Genomic DNA, 18,030 nt, shown 5'->3' on the forward strand with positions numbered 1-18,030 from the left:
TCGGAACAGTGCGACCGGGACGCCCTGTCCTCGCGCACAGCGGGAGCGGCAACAATGGGGGCATGACCGACAGCCCTGCCCCCCTCGCCGATCCGCATCTCGTCCACGACGCGACGGAAGGCCGCCGGGACCTCGTGATCCTCGGCTCCACCGGGTCCATCGGAACCCAGGCCATCGACCTGGTGCTGCGCAACCCCGACCGCTTCCGGGTCACCGCGCTCTCGGCGGCGGGCGGGCGGGTCGCCCTGCTCGCCGCCCAGGCACGCCGGCTCGGGGTGGACACGGTCGCCGTCGCCGCCGAGGACGCCGTACCCGCCCTGCGCGAGGCGCTGCGCGCGGAGTACGGCACGGGGGAGCCGCTCCCCGAGATCCTGGCCGGCCCCGACGCCGCCGCCACCCTCGCCGCGAGCCCGTGCCACACCGTGCTCAACGGCATCACCGGCTCCATCGGCCTCGCGCCCACGCTGGCCGCGCTGAAGGCGGGCCGCACCCTCGCCCTGGCCAACAAGGAGTCGCTCATCGTCGGCGGCCCCCTGGTCAAGGCGCTGGCCGCGCCCGGCCAGATCATCCCGGTCGACTCCGAGCACGCCGCGCTCTTCCAGGCCATCGCCGCGGGGACCCGCGCCGACGTGGCGAAGCTCGTCGTCACCGCGTCAGGCGGCCCGTTCCGGGGACGTACCCGGAGCGAACTGGCCCACGTCACCCGGGAGCAGGCGCTCGCCCACCCCACCTGGGCGATGGGCCCGGTCATCACGATCAACTCGGCGACCCTCGTCAACAAGGGGCTGGAGGTCATCGAGGCGCACCTGCTCTACGACATCCCCTTCGAGCGCATCGAGGTCGTCGTCCACCCGCAGTCCTACGTGCACTCCATGGTCGAGTTCACCGACGGCTCCACGCTCGCCCAGGCCACCCCGCCCGACATGCGGGGGCCCATCGCCGTCGGCCTCGGCTGGCCCCGGCGCGTCCCCGACGCCGCCCCGGCCTTCGACTGGACCAAGGCCTCCACCTGGGAGTTCTTCCCGCTGGACACCGAGGCCTTCCCCTCCGTCGGCCTCGCCCGGCACGTGGGCGCGCTGGGCGGCACCGCACCGGCCGTCTTCAACGCCGCCAACGAGGAGTGCGTCGACGCGTTCCTGTCCGGCGCGCTCCCCTTCAACGGCATCATGGACACCGTCACCGCGGTGGTGGCCGAGCACGGCACCCCCGCCCCGGGAACTTCACTGACGGTCGCGGACGTCCTGGAAGCGGAGACCTGGGCGCGCGCCCGGGCCCGTGAACTCTCGGCGAAGTCGACGGCGGAGGCGCACGCATGAGTCTGAGCACGATCCTGCTGACGGTCCTGGGGATCGCCGTCTTCGTCGTGGGGCTGCTGTTCTCGATCGCCTGGCACGAGCTCGGCCACCTCTCCACCGCCAAGCTCTTCGGCATCCGGGTCCCGCAGTACATGGTCGGCTTCGGCCCCACCATCTGGTCGCGCAAGAAGGGCGACACGGAGTACGGCTTCAAGGCCATCCCGGCCGGCGGCTACATCCGCATGATCGGCATGTTCCCGCCCGGCCCGGACGGCAGGATCGAGGCGCGCTCCACCTCGCCCTGGCGCAGCATGATCGAGGACGCCAGATCCGCCGCCTTCGAGGAGCTCGAACCCGGCGACGAGACCCGCCTCTTCTACACGCGCAAGCCGTGGAAGCGCGTCATCGTGATGTTCGCCGGCCCGTTCATGAACCTGGTGCTGGCCGTCGCGATCTTCCTCGGCGTCGCCATGACCTTCGGCTTCCAGACCCAGACCACCGAGGTGGCCGGGGTCCAGAAGTGCGTCATCGAGCAGAGCGAGAAGCGCGAGAAGTGCAAGACCAGTGACCCGGTCTCCCCGGCCCTCGCCGCCGGACTGCACGAGGGCGACAAGATCGTCGCCTTCGACGGCGCGAAGGTCGACGACTGGGACAAGCTCTCCGACCTCATCCGGCAGACCATCGGCCCCGCCGACATCACCGTCCGGCGGGGCGGCCAGGAGGTCACCCTCCACGCGGTGCTGGCGAAGAACGTCGTGGTGAAGAAGGACGACAAGGGCGAGGCGGTCGCGGGCAAGTGGGAGGAGGCGGGCTACCTCGGCTTCGCCGCCAAGAGCGAGATCGTGCCGCTCTCCTTCGGCGACTCCGTCGTGCGGATGGGCGACATGATCGAGAACGGCGTCGACTCGATCATCGCGCTGCCCTCCAAGATCCCCGGCCTGTGGAACGCCGCCTTCGACGGCGGCGAGCGTGCCGACGACTCGCCGGTGGGCGTGGTCGGAGCCGCCCGGATCGGCGGCGAGGTGATGACCCTCGACGTCCCCGCGCAGAACCAGATCGCGATGATGCTGTTCCTGCTGGCCGGCTTCAACCTCTCGCTCTTCCTCTTCAACATGCTGCCGCTGCTGCCCCTGGACGGCGGACACATCGCGGGGGCCCTCTGGGAGGCGCTGCGCCGCAACGTCGCCAAGCTCTTCAAGCGGCCCGACCCCGGCCCGTTCGACGTGGCGAAGCTCATGCCGGTCGCCTACGTGGTGGCCGGAATCTTCATCTGCTTCACCCTCCTGGTGCTCGTCGCCGACATCGTGAACCCGGTCAAGATCACCTGACCCCGGTCCCGGCCGTCCCAGGAGTGGCGGCCGGGCCCCCACGTGGTGCCCGGCCGCACCGCCGACGGGCGCCCGCTGGTGTTTTGACCCGGGGGATGCGCCCGCCCGACCTCCCGTGCCGTAACCTCGAAAGCTGTAGCCCGCCGATTTCCGGGCCTCGATCCACACCTTGGGGATGCTCAGCGCATGACTGCGATTTCTCTCGGAATGCCGTCCGTTCCGACCAAGCTCGCCGACCGACGCGTCAGCCGCCAGATCCAGGTCGGGTCGGTGGCCGTCGGCGGGGACGCGCCCATCTCGGTGCAGTCGATGACGACGACGCGCACCTCGGACATCGGCGCGACGCTCCAGCAGATCGCCGAGCTGACCGCGTCCGGCTGCCAGATCGTGCGCGTCGCGTGCCCGACGCAGGACGACGCCGACGCCCTGGCCACCATCGCCAAGAAGTCCCAGATCCCGGTCATCGCCGACATCCACTTCCAGCCCAAGTACGTCTTCGCCGCCATCGACGCGGGCTGCGCCGCGGTCCGGGTGAACCCGGGCAACATCAAGCAGTTCGACGACAAGGTCAAGGAGATCGCGAAGGCCGCGAGCGCGGCCGGCACCCCGATCCGGATCGGCGTGAACGCCGGTTCCCTCGACGCCCGGCTGCTGAAGAAGTACGGCAAGGCCACCCCCGAGGCCCTGGTGGAGTCCGCCCTCTGGGAGGCGTCCCTCTTCGAGGAGCACGGCTTCCGCGACATCAAGATCTCGGTCAAGCACAACGACCCGGTCGTCATGGTCAACGCCTACCGCCAGCTGGCCGCCGCGTGCGACTACCCGCTGCACCTCGGCGTCACCGAGGCCGGTCCGGCGTTCCAGGGCACCATCAAGTCCGCCGTCGCCTTCGGCGCGCTGCTCTCCGAGGGCATCGGCGACACCATCCGCGTCTCGCTCTCGGCCCCGCCGGCCGAGGAGGTCAAGGTCGGCCTCCAGATCCTGGAGTCCCTCAACCTCAAGCAGCGCCGCCTGGAGATCGTCTCCTGCCCGTCCTGCGGTCGCGCCCAGGTCGACGTGTACAAGCTCGCGGACCAGGTCAGCGCCGGGCTCGAAGGCATGGAGGTGCCGCTGCGCGTCGCCGTCATGGGCTGCGTCGTGAACGGTCCGGGCGAGGCCCGCGAGGCCGACCTCGGGGTCGCCTCCGGCAATGGCAAGGGCCAGATCTTCGTGAAGGGCGAGATCATCAAGACCGTCCCCGAGTCGAAGATCGTCGAGACCCTCATCGAAGAGGCGCTGAAGATCGCCGAGCAGATGGAGAAGGACGGCATCGCCTCGGGCGAGCCGCAGGTCGCCGTCAGCTGACGACCGGACCGCGCCGGGCCGTGACCGGCCCCGGGACCTTCCGCGCCCCGCCAGGACGACACCGTCCGGGCGGGGCGCGGCGTCGTTCCCGCGGCCGGCTCCGTGCGGTGCACTGCCCGGACCGCGGATGCGGGCGGCGCCCCACAGCCTTGTTGGGTACAGTGCGGAAATCAGCAGACCGTATGGTGAGGCCCCCTCGTGTTGACGCACACCACCACCCGGGTCCTCGAACCCAGTGACCTCGGCGCCGCTCTGGCCATTCTGGAGAGCGATCCCGTGGCCAATGCTTTTGTGACCTCCCGTGTCCAGATCGCCGGGCTCGACCCATGGCGGCTGGGCGGCGAGATGTGGGGCTGGTACGCGGACGGGATGCTCCGCTCGCTCTGCTACTCCGGCGCCAACCTCGTCCCCATCTGCGCGGGACCCGAGGCCGTACGCGCCTTCGCGGACCGCGCCCGCAGGGCCGGGCGCCGCTGCTCCTCCATCGTCGGGCCGGTCGAATCCACCGCCCTGCTGTGGCGCCTGCTCGAACCCGGCTGGGGACCCGCCCGCGAGGTCCGCGCCAACCAGCCGCTGATGGTCACCGACCGCCCCTCCACCACCGTCGACCCCGACCCGTACGTCCGCCGGATCCGCAAGGACGAGATGGACGTGATCCTGCCCGCCTGCGTGGCGATGTTCACCGAGGAGGTCGGGGTCTCCCCGCTCGCCGGCGACGGCGGACTGCTCTACCAGGCGCGGGTCGCCGAACTCATCGGCGCGGGCCGCTCGTTCGCCCGCATCGACGACGGCAAGGTCGTCTTCAAGGCCGAGATCGGCGCCGCGACCGACCGGGCCTGCCAGATCCAGGGGGTCTGGGTCGCCCCGGAGTTCCGTGGCCGCCGCCTCTCCGAGACGGGGATGTCCGCCGTGCTCAACCACGCGCTCGCCGACGTGGCCCCGCTGGTCAGCCTGTACGTGAACGACTTCAACACCGCGGCCCGCAGGGCCTACAGCCGGGTCGGCTTCCGGGAGACCGGGGCCTTCATGAGCGTCCTGTTCTGACGGGCCACCCCGGGTCCTCGTCGCCACGGGGACCACGCGCCACGGGGACCACGCGGTAAGGGGACCACGCGGTACGGCTCCGCCGCCCGCCCCGGCCGGACGGCGCCCGGGCCGGGTGGCTGTCGCCGAGTCGGCCTATAGTCGGCAGGGGGACCGCTGAGGGCCGCGGACCCGCACGTCCGGGACGCGCCGCCCTCCGACGCGAATGAGTACGCCGATGACCGAGACCGCGCCCCCCGCCGACGACCACGCCGCCCCGCTCGTCGCCGCCGCTGCCCCGGCGGGGGTGGACGCCCGTACGGCCTGGGAGGCGTGGCGCGAGGAGCGCCGCGCCTCCGTCACCGCCCCCACCGGCAACCTCGCCCTGGTGGAGACCCGCCCGCTCGGCCCCGGAGAGGTGCCCGACCCCGTCGCGGCCGGTGCGGGACGGCCCGACAGCGTCACGGTCACGGTCGTCGAGCGGACCGAACCGGTCAGCGGGGCCCCCGAACACTTCCTGCGCTTCTGGGACGCCGAGGCCCCCGCGATCCACTCCTTCGAGCGGATCGACACCTTCCCGTACGACCCCGCCTGGGTGCTCGACGCCGCCTACACCCCCGTCGAAGGCGCCCGCAAGGTCGCGTTCGAGCACATCCGCGACAACGGCGGCACCCGCGACCTGGTCGTCCCCGGCGACATCACCCTCACCGTGGACGGCACCCCGTACACCCTGAGCGCCTTCGACGACGACGGCACCCTGCTGCTGGTCTTCGGCGACCCCACCAACGGCGACTCCACCTACGGCGCCGGACGCTTCCTCTTCGTCCCGCACGAGGCCGGAAGCGACCGGGTCACCCTCGACTTCAACCGCGCCTTCGTGCCGCCCTGCGGCTTCTCCGACCAGTACAACTGCCCGATGCCGCCCCGGCAGAACCGTTTCCACCTGCCCGTGGAGGCCGGCGAGAAGCTTCCCGTCAGCAAGGATCCCGGCACCCCGGCGCACTGAGACCCGGCCGGAGTAGTCTCCCGTGCCATGCCGCACTTTCCCGGAGACCTCAGCGAACCACCCCTGATCGGGCCGCTCGACCTCGCCGCCCGCGTGGACGAGGCGCTCCAGGTGCAGGCCCTCGCCTTCGGACTCGGCCCCGGCGAGGTCGCCGTGCGCCGCCAGATCGTGCTGCGCCACCTCACCCTCCCCGGCGCCCGCGCGCTGGGCGCCACCGCCCCCTCGGGACGGCTGCTCGGCTTCGTCTACGGGCTGCCCAACGACCGCTCCCACTGGTGGTCGGGGGTGGTCGAGCCCTACCTCCGCGCGGCCGGGACCGAGGAGTGGCTCGACGACTCCTTCGTCATCACCGAACTCCACGTCCACCCCGACTTCCAGCAGCGCGGCATCGGACGTGCCCTCATCACCGGGCTGACCGACTCCGCCGCCGAGCCGCGCTCCATCCTGTCGGCGATCGACACCGACAGTCCCGCACGGGGTCTCTACCGCGCCCTCGGCTACCGCGACCTCGCCCGCCGGGTCGTCTTCCCCAGCGCTCCGCTGCCGTACGCGGTGATGGGAGCCCCGCTTCCGCTGCGCCGCGGAATCTGAACCGCGGAACCTGAACGGATTTCCGCCCGCGCGGGCGACCCGGCTAATCTCGGCCCCATCACCTTCGGGGGTCCGGGGGCGTCCCCCCGGAAGACACAGTCGAGCAGGAGTTCATCATGGCCCAGGTCCAGCGCATGTCCCGATTGATGATCAAGACACTGCGCGACGACCCGGCGGACGCCGAGACGCTGAACCACAAGCTGCTCGTCCGGGCCGGTTACGTCCGCCGCACCGCCGCCGGTATCTGGTCCTGGCTGCCGCTGGGCAAGAAGGTCCTGGAGAACATCACCCGCGTCGTCCGCGAGGAGATGGACGCCATCGGCGGCCAGGAGGTGCTGCTCCCCGCGCTGCTGCCCAAGGAGGCGTACGAGGCGAGCGGCCGGTACGACGAGTACGGCGACCTGCTCTTCCGCCTCAAGGACCGCAAGGGCGCCGACTACCTCCTCGGCCCCACCCACGAGGAGATCTTCACCCAGGTCGTCAAGGACATGTGCTCGTCCTACAAGGACCTGCCCGTGATCCTCTACCAGATCCAGACCAAGTACCGCGACGAGGCCCGTCCCCGCGCCGGTGTGCTGCGCGGTCGCGAGTTCCAGATGAAGGACTCGTACTCCTTCGACACCACCGACGAGGGCCTGGCCGAGGCGTACCAGCTGCACCGCGCCGCGTACATCCGGATCTTCGAGCGCCTCGGCCTCGACCACCGCATCGTCTCCGCCGTCTCCGGCGCCATGGGCGGCTCCGCCTCCGAGGAGTTCCTCGCTCCCGCGCCCGCCGGCGAGGACACCTTCGTCGACTGCCCGAACTGCGACTACGCCGCCAACACCGAGGCCGTGACCTTCAAGGCCACCGCCGTCGACGGCTCGGCGCACGGCCCGGTCGAGGAGCTGGACACCCCCGACACCCCGACCATCGAGACGCTCGCCGCCCACCTCGGCGTCCCGGCCTCCGCCACCCTGAAGAACCTCCTGGTCAAGGTCGACGGCGAGATCGTCGCCGTGGGCGTCCCCGGCGACCGCGAGGTCGACCTCGGCAAGCTCGGCGAGCACCTCGCCCCCGCCGTGGTCGAGCTCGTCACCGCCGAGGACTTCGTGGGCCGCCCCGACCTGGTGCGCGGCTACGTCGGCCCGCAGGGCCTGGAGAAGGTCCGCTACATCGCCGACCCCCGCGTCGCCGCCGGCACCTCCTGGATCACCGGCGCCAACAAGGACGGCAAGCACGCGAAGAACGTCGTCGCGGGCCGCGACTTCGAGGTGGACGACTACCTCGACGTCGTCGTCGTCGAGGCGGGCGACCCCTGCCCGAAGTGCGGCACCGGCCTCCAGGTGGACCGCGCCATCGAGATCGGGCACATCTTCCAGCTCGGCCGCAAGTACGCCGACATCTTCTCCCTCGACGTCCTCGGCCAGCAGGGCAAGCCGGTCCGCGTCACGATGGGCTCCTACGGCATCGGTGTCTCCCGCGCGGTGGCCGCCCTCGCCGAGCAGACCGCCGACGACAAGGGCCTGTGCTGGCCCCGCGAGATCGCCCCGGCCGACGTGCACGTCGTCGCCGCCGGCAAGGCGCTCCAGACCGAGCTGGCCCTGGAGGTCTCCGAGAAGCTGAAGGCCGCGGGCGCCCGGGTGCTGGTCGACGACCGCGCCGGTGTCTCCCCGGGTGTGAAGTTCACCGACGCCGAGCTGATCGGTGTGCCGACCATCCTCGTCGCCGGCCGCCGCTCCGCCGAGGGCGTGGTCGAGCTCAAGGACCGCCGCACCGGAGAGCGCGAGGAGCTCACCGTCGACGAGGCGATCGCCCGCATCGCCGCCGACCTGGGCTGATCCGCCGGTCCTCCTTCCCGTACGGAGGAACCCCCCGCGCAACGGATGCGCGGGGGGTTCCTCCGTCAAGAGCGGGGAGCGCTGGTCAGAGCCACCCGGCGAACTCCAGCGACAGCTCGCCCGTCTGCCGCCGCCCCTCGGCCAGCGCCCGGGTGCCCGACTCCACCGCCCGGAAGAGGGTCCAGCCGTGCAGCCGCTCCTGGCCGACCTCCAGCGAGTCCGCCAGCTTCCGCACCCGGCGCCGGGCCGTCGCGGGCCCGCCCGGCGAGGCGATCAGGTCCTCCACCCGGTCCCGCACCAGCCGCGCCAGGTCGTAGGCGCGCTCGCCCACCAGCGGCTCGGACCCGACCGTCAGCCAGGGAGCCCGCTCGCCCGACAGCACCTTGCTCTGCCGGAAGTTGCCGTGCAGCAGCAGCGCCTCGGCCGGGTCCGCGACCAGCTCCTCGCGGACCGCCAGCGCCGCTTCCACCAGGGGCGCCAGCTCGGGATCGGCTTCGGCGAACGCGCGCATCGCGCCGGTCCGCCGCCCGGTCCGCTCCGCGACCGTCTCGAACGCGTGCCCCCCGGGCGGCTCCACCCAGAGCCTGCGCACCGTGCCCGCCGCCTCCAGCAGCGCCTTGGCCTCCGGCAGCGAACGCAGCGACACCTCCGGGTGCAGGCGTTCGAGGAGCATCCCGCCGCCGGGCGTCACGGCGTCGGCCGGTTCCAGGAGACGTACCGAGCCCCAGCCGTTCCAGTGGGCCAGCGCGGCCCGCTCGGCGTCCGGCGCCGCCCCGGGCGGGGCGATCTTCAGCGCGGCCGGAGTGCCGTCCGCCCGGCGTACCAGCAGGACCACACTGGTACGCCCGCCGGGGGCGGCCACCCGGTCGACGGTCAGGGCCCGGCCGCCGGCCGAGAGCTCCGCCTCCACGCGCGCGCCGAGCGAGCCCAGCCAGGCGTCGGCAGCGGCCTTCCCGTACTGCTCCTCCAGCGCTCGCGCCAGACGCTGCGGCGGTTCGAAACCCATACCTGCCTTGTACCTTTCCGAGGCCGGTTCAGTGACCCGATTCAGTGCGTCCCGGCGGCGCCGGCGGCCTCCAGGGGGGAGGGGGACGCGGTCCCCGCCCGGCCGGCCCGCTCCGCGAGCCCCGGAAAGGCTACGCCGGAGCCCCGCCAGCGGGCCGCGCGCACGGCGGCCTCCCGCAGCGCGAGCGCCGCGTCCCGCCGGTCCGTGCCCTCCGTGGCCCGTACGAGGTCGGCGCAGGCACCCGCGACGCCGTCCTCCAGGACGGCCGCGAGCCGGAGCGCCGCCGCACCGTCGTGGACCGCGAACGGCAGAGCGTACGCGGCGTCCGCCACCACCGGTTCGCCGCCCAGGTCCCGCACCGCCCGTGTCAGCGCGTCACGGCGGGCCCGGTGCGCGTGGTAGGCGCTCGTCGCCTCGGAGCGGCTGCCGCCGGAGGTCCGCGCGCCGACCACGCCGTAGCCGTAGACGGCCGCGTGCTCGGCCGCCAGGGCGGCCTGCGCCGCCGTCAGTGCCTGGGCGGTCATGATGCCGGGGCCTCCTTGGCCAGTTCGGTGAGCAGGTACGCGTGCACGCCACAGGCGGCGGCGACCGACGCCAGCAGCCGGGACAGTTCCGGTTCCGCGTCCAGCAGCGAGGCGGTGTGGGCGTCGCCCGCCCGCCGGGCCTCGGCCGCCAGCTCCGTCAGCGCGGTGCGCGCGTCACCGGCCGGGGCCGGCGGGCCGGAGGGGCCGGCGGTGCTCCCGACCGCCTCGGTCGTGGCCGGGGCGGTCGCGGAGGCCGTGGCCGCCGGGCCGGTCGTGGCCGGGGCCGAAGGACGGGGCGACGCCGTCGCGGTGCCCTCGGCGAGCGCCTCGGTGTGCTGCCGCACCTCGGCCCGCAGCGGGGCGAGACCGGCTTCGGTCGCGGGATGGGCGGCGGCGACCCGGTCGTACCCGGCGAGCAGCGCGGCGCTGGTCCGCACGGAGGCCGTCCGCAGTCTCTGTTCGGGGCTCGTCCGGGCGGCCCGGGCCGCCCCGGCCCGCTCCGCGGACGGTTCCCCGCCGTCGCAGCCCGCCAGTACCGTTCCCGCCACGAGCGCTCCGGCGGCGGTGAGTGCCCCCCTGCGCGTCGTCCCCGTGGGCCGCACTTTTCTCCTTCGGGCTTGAACAAGTCCTGACAGGATCTGACCTGAAGTGATCACCGTTGGCGAGCGTACCCGCGTGCGGGCGGCCTGAGGACGGCAACACCCCCCGCGACCGGATACCCTTTGTCCTGACGCACGACGATCCCCACAACAGCAGACGCGGCCGAGGAGTCACCCGGATGAGCACCAACCAGAGCGAGAGGCTGCGCGGGCTGCTCGAACCGCTCGTCGCCGCCGTACAGCTCGACCTCGAAGAGATCGAGGTGTCCCGGGCCGGCCGCCGCCGTGTGCTGCGGATCGTCGTCGATGCGGACGACGGCGTCGAACTCGACACCTGCGCGGAGCTCAGTCGCTCCCTCTCCGAGAAGCTCGACGAGACCGACGCGATGGGCGAGGACGAGTACGTCCTGGAAGTGAGCTCGCCGGGCGCCGACCGCCCGTTGACCGAGCACCGCCACTACGTCCGCGCCACCGGCCGGCTGGTCAAGTTCAAGCTGACCGCCGAGGCGGGCGCCGACGAGCTGATCGCCCGCGTGCTGGAGGTCGACGACGAGGGCCTCGACCTGGAGGTCCCGGGCGTCAAGGGCCGCAAGCCCACCTCGCGCCGGATCGCCTTCGCCGAGATCGACAGGGCGCGCGTGGAGATCGAATTCAACCGCAAGGACAAGAAGGAAGAGGAGGCGTAGCCGTGGACATCGATGTGAAGCTTCTGAGGGGCTTGGCGCAGGACAAGGGAATCCCGTTCGACGTGCTCGTCGGGGCGATCGAGTCGGCCCTCCTCATCGCGTACCACCGCACGGACGGCAGCTTCCGCCGGGCGCGCGTGGAGCTGGACCGCAACGGCCACGTGACCGTCTGGGCGACGGAGGACCCGGCCGACCTGGAGGAAGGCCAGGAGGCCAAGGAGTTCGACGACACCCCGTCCGGCTTCGGCCGCATCGCGGCGACCACCGCCAAGCAGGTCATCCTGCAGCGGCTGCGCGACGCCGAGGACGACCGGACCTTCGGCGAGTACGCCGGACACGAGGGCGACGTCGTCACCGGTGTGGTCCAGCAGGGCAAGGACCCGCGCAACGTCCTCGTCGACATCGGCAAGCTCGAAGCGATCCTGCCGGTGCAGGAGCAGGTGCCGGGCGAGGAGTACACCCACGGCCTGCGGCTGCGCACCTACGTCGTCCGGGTGGCCAAGGGGGTCCGCGGCCCGTCCGTGACGCTGTCGCGCACCCACCCCAACCTGGTGAAGAAGCTCTTCGCGCTGGAGGTCCCGGAGATCGCCGACGGTTCCGTCGAGATCTGCGCCATCGCCCGCGAGGCCGGCCACCGCACCAAGATCGCGGTCCGCTCCACCCGGTCCGGGCTCAACCCCAAGGGCGCCTGCATCGGCCCGATGGGCGGCCGTGTCCGCAACGTCATGGCCGAGCTGCACGGCGAGAAGATCGACATCGTGGACTGGTCCGACGACCCGGCCGAGATGGTCGCCAACGCGCTGTCCCCCGCACGGGTGAGCAAGGTCGAGATCGTCGACCTCGGCGCCCGCTCCGCCCGGGTGACCGTGCCCGACTACCAGCTCTCGCTGGCGATCGGCAAGGAGGGGCAGAACGCCCGTCTGGCCGCACGCCTCACCGGCTGGCGCATCGACATCCGCCCGGACACCGAGACCGACGAAGAGCGCGACGTCGCCGACCGCGAGCGGGCCGAGCGCGCCCGGGAGCGTTCGGAGCGCGGCTGACACACGTACGGCCGCCGGCCTCCGGGACCCCGCTCCGGCGGGAAGGACCGGGGGCCGCGGCCGTCCGGACGGCGTGCCGCCGGAGCGGGTACGCGCCCGCGGAAGCGGGGGCGCAAGGAATAGATCGCCGCGGGAACCCGCTGGAGATCACAACAACATCCGTTCGATTTTTGCCCCAAAGGGGTGAGGTCGGCGCGGGGAGGTAGACTTAGCGTGTCTGGCCGGACGCAAGCCCGCGCTTGTCCCGAACGCACCTGTGTGGGATGCCGGGAGCGAGCGGCCAAGAGCGAGTTGCTGCGCATCGTGGTGGACGAGGGCGCCTGTGCGCCTGATCCACGCGGTACGCTGCCCGGCCGGGGTGCGTATGTGCACCCGGCATCTGTCTGTCTCGACCTGGCGGTCCGCCGCCGGGCGTTCCCCCGGGCCTTCAAGGCCAAGGGGCCGTTCGACACCACCGCGTTGCAGCGGTTCGTCGAGCGGGTGGCACCGCAAGAAAAGTGAACGGCACGGGTCCCCGTGCGGTCAGGTACCTCGCGAGTTGGAAGTAGGTCGAGATTGCGATGAGCACTCGATGAGTACGCGATGAGTACGCCCATGAAGTAGCGACGGTCCGGCGGTAACCCGGACCTAAAAGGAGCGAAGTGGCTAAGGTCCGGGTATACGAACTCGCCAAGGAGTTCGGCGTAGAGAGCAAGGTCGTCATGGCCAAGCTCCAAGAACTCGGTGAATTCGTCCGTTCGGCGTCCTCGACGATCGAGGCGCCGGTTGTACGCAAGTTGACCGACGCACTGCAGGGGCCCGGCGGCAACGCCGGCAAGTCCGCTGCGAAGCCGGGAGCGCCTCGTAAGGCCGCCCCCGCCAAGCCCGCGGCGCCCTCCCCGGCCGCTGCGGCACGTCCCGCTGCCCCCAAGCCCGGCGCACCGGCTCCCAAGCCCGCCGCCGCGCCTGAGACCAGCACCCCCGCGGCTCCGGCCGCACCGTCGGCCGGTCCCCGTCCGGGCCCGCGTCCGGCCCCCCGGCCCGCCCCGGTGACCCCGGTCCCCGTCGCCGAGTTCTCGGCGCCGGCCCCGGCCCAGCCGGCCGCGCCGCAGCAGCCCCAGGCCCCGCGTCCCGCGGGTGCCACCCCGGGTCCGCGTCCCACCCCGGCCCGCCCGGCTCCGGCCGGCGGCCAGCGCGACAGCCGTGACGGCGGTCAGCGCGACAACCGCGGCGGCGACCGCCCCGCGCGTCCCGCCGGCCAGGGCGCCCCGCGTCCCGGCGGCGCACGTCCGGCCGGTCCCCGTCCGGGCAACAACCCGTTCACCTCCGGCGGTTCCACCGGCATGGCGCGCCCCCAGGCGCCCCGTCCCGGCGGTGCCCCGCGCCCCGGCGGCGGTCAGGAGCGCCCCGGCGCCCCGCGCCCCCAGGGCAACACCGGCGGTCCCGGCGGCGCCCCGCGTCCGCAGGGCCCCCAGGGCGGTGCCCGTCCCACCCCGGGCGGCATGCCCCGCCCGCAGGCTCCGCGTCCCGGCGCTCCCGCCGGTAACCGTCCCAACCCCGGCATGATGCCGCAGCGTCCCGCTGCGGGCCCGCGTCCCGGCGGTGGCCCCGGCGGTGGCCGCGGTCCCGGCGGCGGTGCGGGTCGTCCCGGCGGCGCCGGCGGTGCCGGTCGTCCCGGCGGCGGTGGCGGCGGCTTCGGCGGTCGTCCCGGCTTCGGCGGTCGTCCCGGCGGCCCCGGTGGCCGAGGTGGCACACAGGGTGCGTTCGGCCGTCCCGGCGGTCCGGCGCGTCGTGGTCGCAAGTCGAAGCGGCAGAGGCGCCAGGAGTACGAGGCCATGCAGGCCCCGTCGGTCGGCGGCGTGATGCTGCCTCGCGGCAACGGACAGTCCGTCCGCCTGTCGCGCGGTGCCTCGCTCACCGACTTCGCCGAGAAGATCGGCGCCAACCCGGCGTCGCTCGTCGGCGTGATGATGAACCTCGGCGAGATGGTCACCGCCACGCAGTCCGTCTCCGACGAGACGCTGAAGCTCCTCGCGGACGAGATGAACTTCGTCCTGGAGATCGTCAGCCCGGAGGAGGAGGACCGCGAGCTGCTCGAGTCCTTCGACATCGAGTTCGGCGAGGACGAGGGTGGCGAGGAATCGCTCATCCCGCGTCCGCCGGTCGTGACCGTCATGGGTCACGTCGACCACGGTAAGACCCGACTCCTCGACGCGATCCGCAAGACGAACGTCGTCGCGGGCGAGGCCGGCGGCATCACCCAGCACATCGGTGCCTACCAGGTCTCCGCCGAGGTCAACGGCGAGGACCGGAAGATCACCTTCATCGACACCCCGGGTCACGAGGCGTTCACCGCCATGCGTGCCCGTGGTGCGAAGTCGACCGACATCGCGATCCTCGTGGTGGCGGCCAACGACGGTGTGATGCCCCAGACGATCGAGGCGCTGAACCACGCCAAGGCGGCCGACGTGCCGATCGTGGTCGCGGTCAACAAGATCGACGTCGAGGGTGCCGACCCGGTCAAGGTGCGCGGTCAGCTCACCGAGTTCGGTCTGGTGGCCGAGGAGTACGGCGGCGACACCATGTTCGTCGACATCTCCGCCAAGCAGGGTCTCAACATCGACTCCCTGCTGGAGGCCGTCGTCCTCACCGCCGACGCCTCGCTCGACCTGCGGGCCAACCCGGAGCAGGACGCGCAGGGTATTGCGATCGAGTCCCACCTCGACCGCGGTCGCGGTGCCGTCGCCACCGTCCTGGTGCAGCGAGGCACGCTGCGGGTCGGCGACACGATGGTCGTCGGCGACGCCTACGGCCGCGTCCGCGCCATGCTCGACGACAAGGGCGAGAACGTCGAGGAAGCGGGTCCGTCGACCCCCGTCCTCGTCCTCGGTCTCACCAACGTCCCGGGTGCCGGTGACAACTTCCTGGTCGTCGACGAGGACCGCACGGCCCGGCAGATCGCCGAGAAGCGTGCGGCCCGCGAGCGCAACGCCAACTTCGCCCGCAAGGGTGTCCGGTTCTCCCTGGAGAACCTCGACGAGGCGCTCAAGGCCGGTCTGGTCCAGGAACTCAACCTCATCATCAAGGGCGACGCGTCCGGTTCGGTGGAGGCTCTCGAGTCCTCGCTGCTCCAGCTCGACGTCGGCGACGAGGTCGACATCCGCATCCTGCACCGCGGTGTGGGTGCGGTCACCGAGTCGGACATCAACCTGGCGACCGGCTCCGACGCCATCGTGATCGGCTTCAACGTGCGTGCCGCAGGGCGCGCGCAGCAGATGGCCGAGCGCGAGGGCGTGGACGTCCGGTACTACTCGGTCATCTACCAGGCGATCGAAGAGATCGAAGCGGCCCTCAAGGGCATGCTCAAGCCGGAGTACGAAGAGGTCGAGCTCGGTACGGCGGAGATCCGCGAGGTCTTCCGCTCGTCCAAGCTGGGCAACATCGCCGGTGTCCTGGTCCGGTCGGGCGAGGTCAAGCGCAACACCAAGGCGCGCCTGCTCCGCGACGGCAAGGTCATCGCGGAGAACCTCAACATCTCCGGTCTGCGCCGCTTCAAGGACGACGTCACCGAGATCCGCGAAGGCTTCGAGGGCGGTATCAACCTCGGCAACTTCAACGACATCAAGATCGACGACGTCATCGCGACGTACGAGATGCGCGAGAAGCCGCGAGGCTGACCCGTACCTCAACAGTCGGGGCCGGTCGGCGGGGAGGAATTCCCGTCGATCGGCCCCGGCCGTTCCGTGTACGGTTCTGGTGTTCCTGCCAAGCCTGCGCAGGAGACACGAACCCGAACCGGCGGGACATCCGGGCATCCATGTATGTGGGGACACTGTCCTTCGATCTGCTCCTCGGCGACGTACGGTCGTTGAAGGAGAAGCGTTCCATCGTCCGGCCGATCGTCGCCGAGCTCCAGCGCAGATTCGCGGTGAGCGCGGCGGAGACGGGCGGTCAGGATCTCCATCGCAGGGCCGAAATCGGCCTCGCCGTGGTCTCCGGGGAAACCCGGCACCTCACAGACGTGCTGGACCGGTGCGAGCGACTCGTCGCCGGCCGGCCGGAAGTGGAGCTGCTGTCCGTACGGCGGCGGCTGCACAGCGACGAAGACGATTGAGCAAGGCAGAAGGAGACGGACCAGTGGCCGACAACGCGCGGGCGAAGAAGCTGGCGGACCTCATCCAGCAGGTGGTCGCCGAGAAACTGCAGCGCGGGGTCAAGGACCCCCGGCTGGGTACCCACGTGACGATCACGGACACCCGCGTCACCGGTGACCTGCGGGAGGCCACGGTCTTCTACACGGTCTACGGCGACGACGAGGACCGGGCCAGCGCGGCGGCCGGCCTGGAGAGCGCCAAGGGCGTGCTGCGGTCGGCGGTCGGGGCGGCGGCGGGGACGAAGTTCACCCCCACCCTCGCCTTCGTGGCGGACGCCCTGCCGGGCAACGCCAAGGCGATCGAGGACCTCCTCGACCAGGTGCGGGCCTCGGACGCCAAGGTGCGCGAGGCGTCCTCGGGCGCCACGTACGCCGGTGGCGCCGACCCGTACCGCAAGCCGGAGGACGAGGACGACACCTCAGCATGACGGAGCAGATCAGGACGCCGGACGGCCTTGTCATCGTCGACAAGCCGTCCGGCTTCACTTCGCACGACGTCGTCGCCAAGATGCGCGGCATCGCCCGCACCCGCCGCGTCGGCCACGCCGGCACGCTCGACCCGATGGCGACCGGGGTGCTGGTGCTCGGCGTGGAACGGGCCACCAAGCTGCTCGGCCACCTCGCGCTCACCGAGAAGGAGTACCTCGGTACGATCCGGCTCGGCCAGGACACCGTCACCGACGACGCCGAGGGCGAGATCACCTCGTCCACCGACGCCTCCGGGGTCACCCGGGAGGGCATCGACGCCGGGGTCACCGCGCTGACCGGACCGATCATGCAGGTCCCGTCCAAGGTCAGCGCCATCAAGATCGACGGCAAGCGGTCGTACGCGCGGGTGCGCGGCGGCGAGGAGTTCGAGATCCCGGCCCGTCCGGTGACGGTCTCCTCGTTCCGCGTCTACGACGTCCGTGAGGCGGTCGCGGAGGACGGCACCCCGGTGCTGGACCTGGTCGTCTCCGTCGTCTGCTCCTCGGGGACGTACATCCGGGCCCTCGCCCGGGACCTCGGCGCCGGGCTCGGAGTCGGCGGGCACCTGACGGCGCTGCGGCGCACCCGGGTCGGCCCGTACGGCATCGACACGGCCCGGACGCTCGACCAGCACCAGCAGGAGCTGACCGTGATGCCGGTGGCCGAGGCCGCCGCGTCGGCGTTCCCGCGCTGGGACGTGGACGAGAAGCGGGCCAAGCTGCTGCTCAACGGGGTCCGGCTGGACATGCCGGCGTACCCGCCGGGGCCGGTCGCGGTCTTCGGGCCGGACGGCGCCTTCCTGGTGCTGGTGGAGGAGGAGAAGGGCAAGGCCAAAAGCCTCGCCGTCTTCGCCTGAGCGGTTCAGAGCGGTCACTGCCTGAGCGGTTCAGAGCGGTCTCTGAGCGGTCTCTGAGCGGTCTCTGAACGTTCCCGTCCCCGGGCGCCGTCTCCCGACGTTCCCCCTCCCGCACAGCCTCTTTGCGCGGCCTGCTTTCCGTCCGGTGCGCACCGGACGGAAAGCAGGCCGTCGTCGTGGAGCAGGCCCCCCGGTCTCCACGAACCCCCCTCCGCCGAGCACTCTGTCCATTCGGGCCCCCGAACTCACCCCAATGGACGGGCGCTCGGGGTGAATCAGGGGCGCGAGGGGGCGCATTCACCCGTTCTGGCC

17 protein-coding genes are annotated in these 18,030 nt (G+C 72.1%); 14 read left to right on the forward strand and 3 right to left on the reverse strand.

Translation table 11 applies throughout. From position 1 onward, the window contains the following. Window positions 1–62 precede the first annotated feature (62 nt). From dxr to ACFWEE_RS25570, 7 genes are all read left to right on the forward strand, one after another. Window positions 63–1,316: a 1-deoxy-D-xylulose-5-phosphate reductoisomerase gene (gene dxr / locus ACFWEE_RS25540; protein WP_386892464.1), complete on the forward strand. Its 1,254-nt coding sequence runs from the start codon at window positions 63–65 to the stop codon at window positions 1,314–1,316. Continuing rightward, complete coding sequence (locus ACFWEE_RS25545; protein ID WP_386892465.1) at window positions 1,313–2,623, forward strand: M50 family metallopeptidase; 1,311 nt, start codon at window positions 1,313–1,315, stop codon at window positions 2,621–2,623. Before dxr ends, ACFWEE_RS25545 begins: the two co-directional genes overlap by 4 nt. Before the next feature lie 186 nt (window positions 2,624–2,809). Further along, a complete protein-coding gene (gene ispG, locus ACFWEE_RS25550; protein WP_386892467.1) occupies window positions 2,810–3,964 on the forward strand; it encodes a flavodoxin-dependent (E)-4-hydroxy-3-methylbut-2-enyl-diphosphate synthase in 1,155 nt (384 codons plus the stop codon). A gap of 201 nt (window positions 3,965–4,165) precedes the next feature. Beyond that, the gene (locus tag ACFWEE_RS25555) at window positions 4,166–5,008 is read left to right on the forward strand and encodes a GNAT family N-acetyltransferase (RefSeq protein WP_327180184.1); all 843 of its coding nucleotides are present in this window, start codon (window positions 4,166–4,168) and stop codon (window positions 5,006–5,008) included. 217 nt (window positions 5,009–5,225) lie between these two features. Beyond that, window positions 5,226–5,993 (forward strand): DUF1684 domain-containing protein, encoded by a 768-nt coding sequence (locus tag ACFWEE_RS25560; protein WP_386892469.1) that lies wholly within the window; start codon window positions 5,226–5,228, stop codon window positions 5,991–5,993. A gap of 27 nt (window positions 5,994–6,020) precedes the next feature. Continuing rightward, on the forward strand, window positions 6,021–6,584 hold the full coding sequence (locus ACFWEE_RS25565; RefSeq protein ID WP_386892470.1) for a GNAT family N-acetyltransferase: 564 nt from the start codon (window positions 6,021–6,023) through the stop codon (window positions 6,582–6,584). A 116-nt stretch (window positions 6,585–6,700) separates the two neighbouring features. Next, on the forward strand, window positions 6,701–8,404 hold the full coding sequence (locus ACFWEE_RS25570) for a proline--tRNA ligase (protein ID WP_386892471.1): 1,704 nt from the start codon (window positions 6,701–6,703) through the stop codon (window positions 8,402–8,404). Between the two features lie 85 nt (window positions 8,405–8,489). Here ACFWEE_RS25570 and ACFWEE_RS25575 read toward each other — a convergent pair whose 3' ends face one another. From ACFWEE_RS25575 to ACFWEE_RS25585, 3 genes are read right to left on the reverse strand one after another with little or no spacing between them, the layout of a single operon-like run. Beyond that, on the reverse strand, window positions 8,490–9,410 hold the full coding sequence (locus ACFWEE_RS25575; protein WP_386892473.1) for an aminoglycoside phosphotransferase family protein: 921 nt from the start codon (window positions 9,408–9,410) through the stop codon (window positions 8,490–8,492). 41 nt (window positions 9,411–9,451) lie between these two features. Next, window positions 9,452–9,934 carry a ferritin-like domain-containing protein gene (locus ACFWEE_RS25580; protein WP_386892474.1) on the reverse strand — a complete coding sequence of 161 codons (483 nt, stop codon included), beginning with the start codon at window positions 9,932–9,934 and terminating at the stop codon, window positions 9,452–9,454. Beyond that, window positions 9,931–10,536: a hypothetical protein gene (locus tag ACFWEE_RS25585; protein WP_386892475.1), complete on the reverse strand. Its 606-nt coding sequence runs from the start codon at window positions 10,534–10,536 to the stop codon at window positions 9,931–9,933. Before ACFWEE_RS25585 ends, ACFWEE_RS25580 begins: the two co-directional genes overlap by 4 nt. 176 nt (window positions 10,537–10,712) lie before the next feature. Between ACFWEE_RS25585 and rimP the strand changes: the two genes are divergently transcribed. The 7 genes from rimP to truB all read left to right on the forward strand — a co-directional run bounded on the left by rimP (window position 10,713) and on the right by truB (window position 17,718). Beyond that, window positions 10,713–11,219, forward strand: a complete 507-nt coding sequence (gene rimP / locus ACFWEE_RS25590; protein ID WP_386892476.1) for a ribosome maturation factor RimP — start codon at window positions 10,713–10,715, stop codon at window positions 11,217–11,219. 2 nt (window positions 11,220–11,221) lie between these two features. Beyond that, window positions 11,222–12,262, forward strand: coding sequence for a transcription termination factor NusA (nusA, locus tag ACFWEE_RS25595; RefSeq protein ID WP_386892477.1), 1,041 nt, complete (start codon window positions 11,222–11,224; stop codon window positions 12,260–12,262). Between the two features lie 213 nt (window positions 12,263–12,475). Further along, the gene (locus tag ACFWEE_RS25600; protein WP_386892478.1) at window positions 12,476–12,763 is read left to right on the forward strand and encodes a YlxR family protein; all 288 of its coding nucleotides are present in this window, start codon (window positions 12,476–12,478) and stop codon (window positions 12,761–12,763) included. A gap of 140 nt (window positions 12,764–12,903) precedes the next feature. After that, window positions 12,904–15,918: a translation initiation factor IF-2 gene (gene infB, locus ACFWEE_RS25605; protein WP_386892480.1), complete on the forward strand. Its 3,015-nt coding sequence runs from the start codon at window positions 12,904–12,906 to the stop codon at window positions 15,916–15,918. Window positions 15,919–16,058: 140 nt separating this feature from the next. Beyond that, window positions 16,059–16,355, forward strand: a complete 297-nt coding sequence (locus tag ACFWEE_RS25610) for a DUF503 domain-containing protein (RefSeq protein ID WP_386892481.1) — start codon at window positions 16,059–16,061, stop codon at window positions 16,353–16,355. 23 nt (window positions 16,356–16,378) lie between these two features. Beyond that, window positions 16,379–16,822 (forward strand): 30S ribosome-binding factor RbfA, encoded by a 444-nt coding sequence (gene rbfA / locus ACFWEE_RS25615; RefSeq protein ID WP_327178285.1) that lies wholly within the window; start codon window positions 16,379–16,381, stop codon window positions 16,820–16,822. Continuing rightward, window positions 16,819–17,718, forward strand: coding sequence for a tRNA pseudouridine(55) synthase TruB (gene truB, locus ACFWEE_RS25620; RefSeq protein WP_386892483.1), 900 nt, complete (start codon window positions 16,819–16,821; stop codon window positions 17,716–17,718). The genes rbfA and truB overlap by 4 nt, the downstream gene beginning before the upstream one ends. Window positions 17,719–18,030: the final 312 nt, after the last annotated feature.

Origin of the sequence: Streptomyces sp. NPDC060184, from assembly GCF_042728795.1 — a bacterium.
In the GTDB taxonomy this organism is placed as follows: Bacteria; Actinomycetota; Actinomycetes; order Streptomycetales; family Streptomycetaceae; genus Streptomyces.

Excerpts from the sequence above, each read along its gene's own strand:
- dxr (WP_386892464.1), top strand. The coding sequence starts at position 63 with ATGACCGACAGCCCTGCCCCCCTCGCCGATCCGCATCTCGTCCACGAC.
- ACFWEE_RS25545 (WP_386892465.1), top strand. The coding sequence starts at position 1,313 with ATGAGTCTGAGCACGATCCTGCTGACGGTCCTGGGGATCGCCGTCTTC.
- ispG (WP_386892467.1), top strand. The coding sequence starts at position 2,810 with ATGACTGCGATTTCTCTCGGAATGCCGTCCGTTCCGACCAAGCTCGCC.
- ACFWEE_RS25560 (WP_386892469.1), top strand. The coding sequence starts at position 5,226 with ATGACCGAGACCGCGCCCCCCGCCGACGACCACGCCGCCCCGCTCGTC.
- ACFWEE_RS25565 (WP_386892470.1), top strand. The coding sequence starts at position 6,021 with ATGCCGCACTTTCCCGGAGACCTCAGCGAACCACCCCTGATCGGGCCG.
- ACFWEE_RS25570 (WP_386892471.1), top strand. The coding sequence starts at position 6,701 with ATGGCCCAGGTCCAGCGCATGTCCCGATTGATGATCAAGACACTGCGC.
- ACFWEE_RS25575 (WP_386892473.1), bottom strand. The coding sequence starts at position 9,410 with ATGGGTTTCGAACCGCCGCAGCGTCTGGCGCGAGCGCTGGAGGAGCAG.
- ACFWEE_RS25580 (WP_386892474.1), bottom strand. The coding sequence starts at position 9,934 with ATGACCGCCCAGGCACTGACGGCGGCGCAGGCCGCCCTGGCGGCCGAG.
- rimP (WP_386892476.1), top strand. The coding sequence starts at position 10,713 with ATGAGCACCAACCAGAGCGAGAGGCTGCGCGGGCTGCTCGAACCGCTC.
- ACFWEE_RS25610 (WP_386892481.1), top strand. The coding sequence starts at position 16,059 with ATGTATGTGGGGACACTGTCCTTCGATCTGCTCCTCGGCGACGTACGG.
- truB (WP_386892483.1), top strand. The coding sequence starts at position 16,819 with ATGACGGAGCAGATCAGGACGCCGGACGGCCTTGTCATCGTCGACAAG.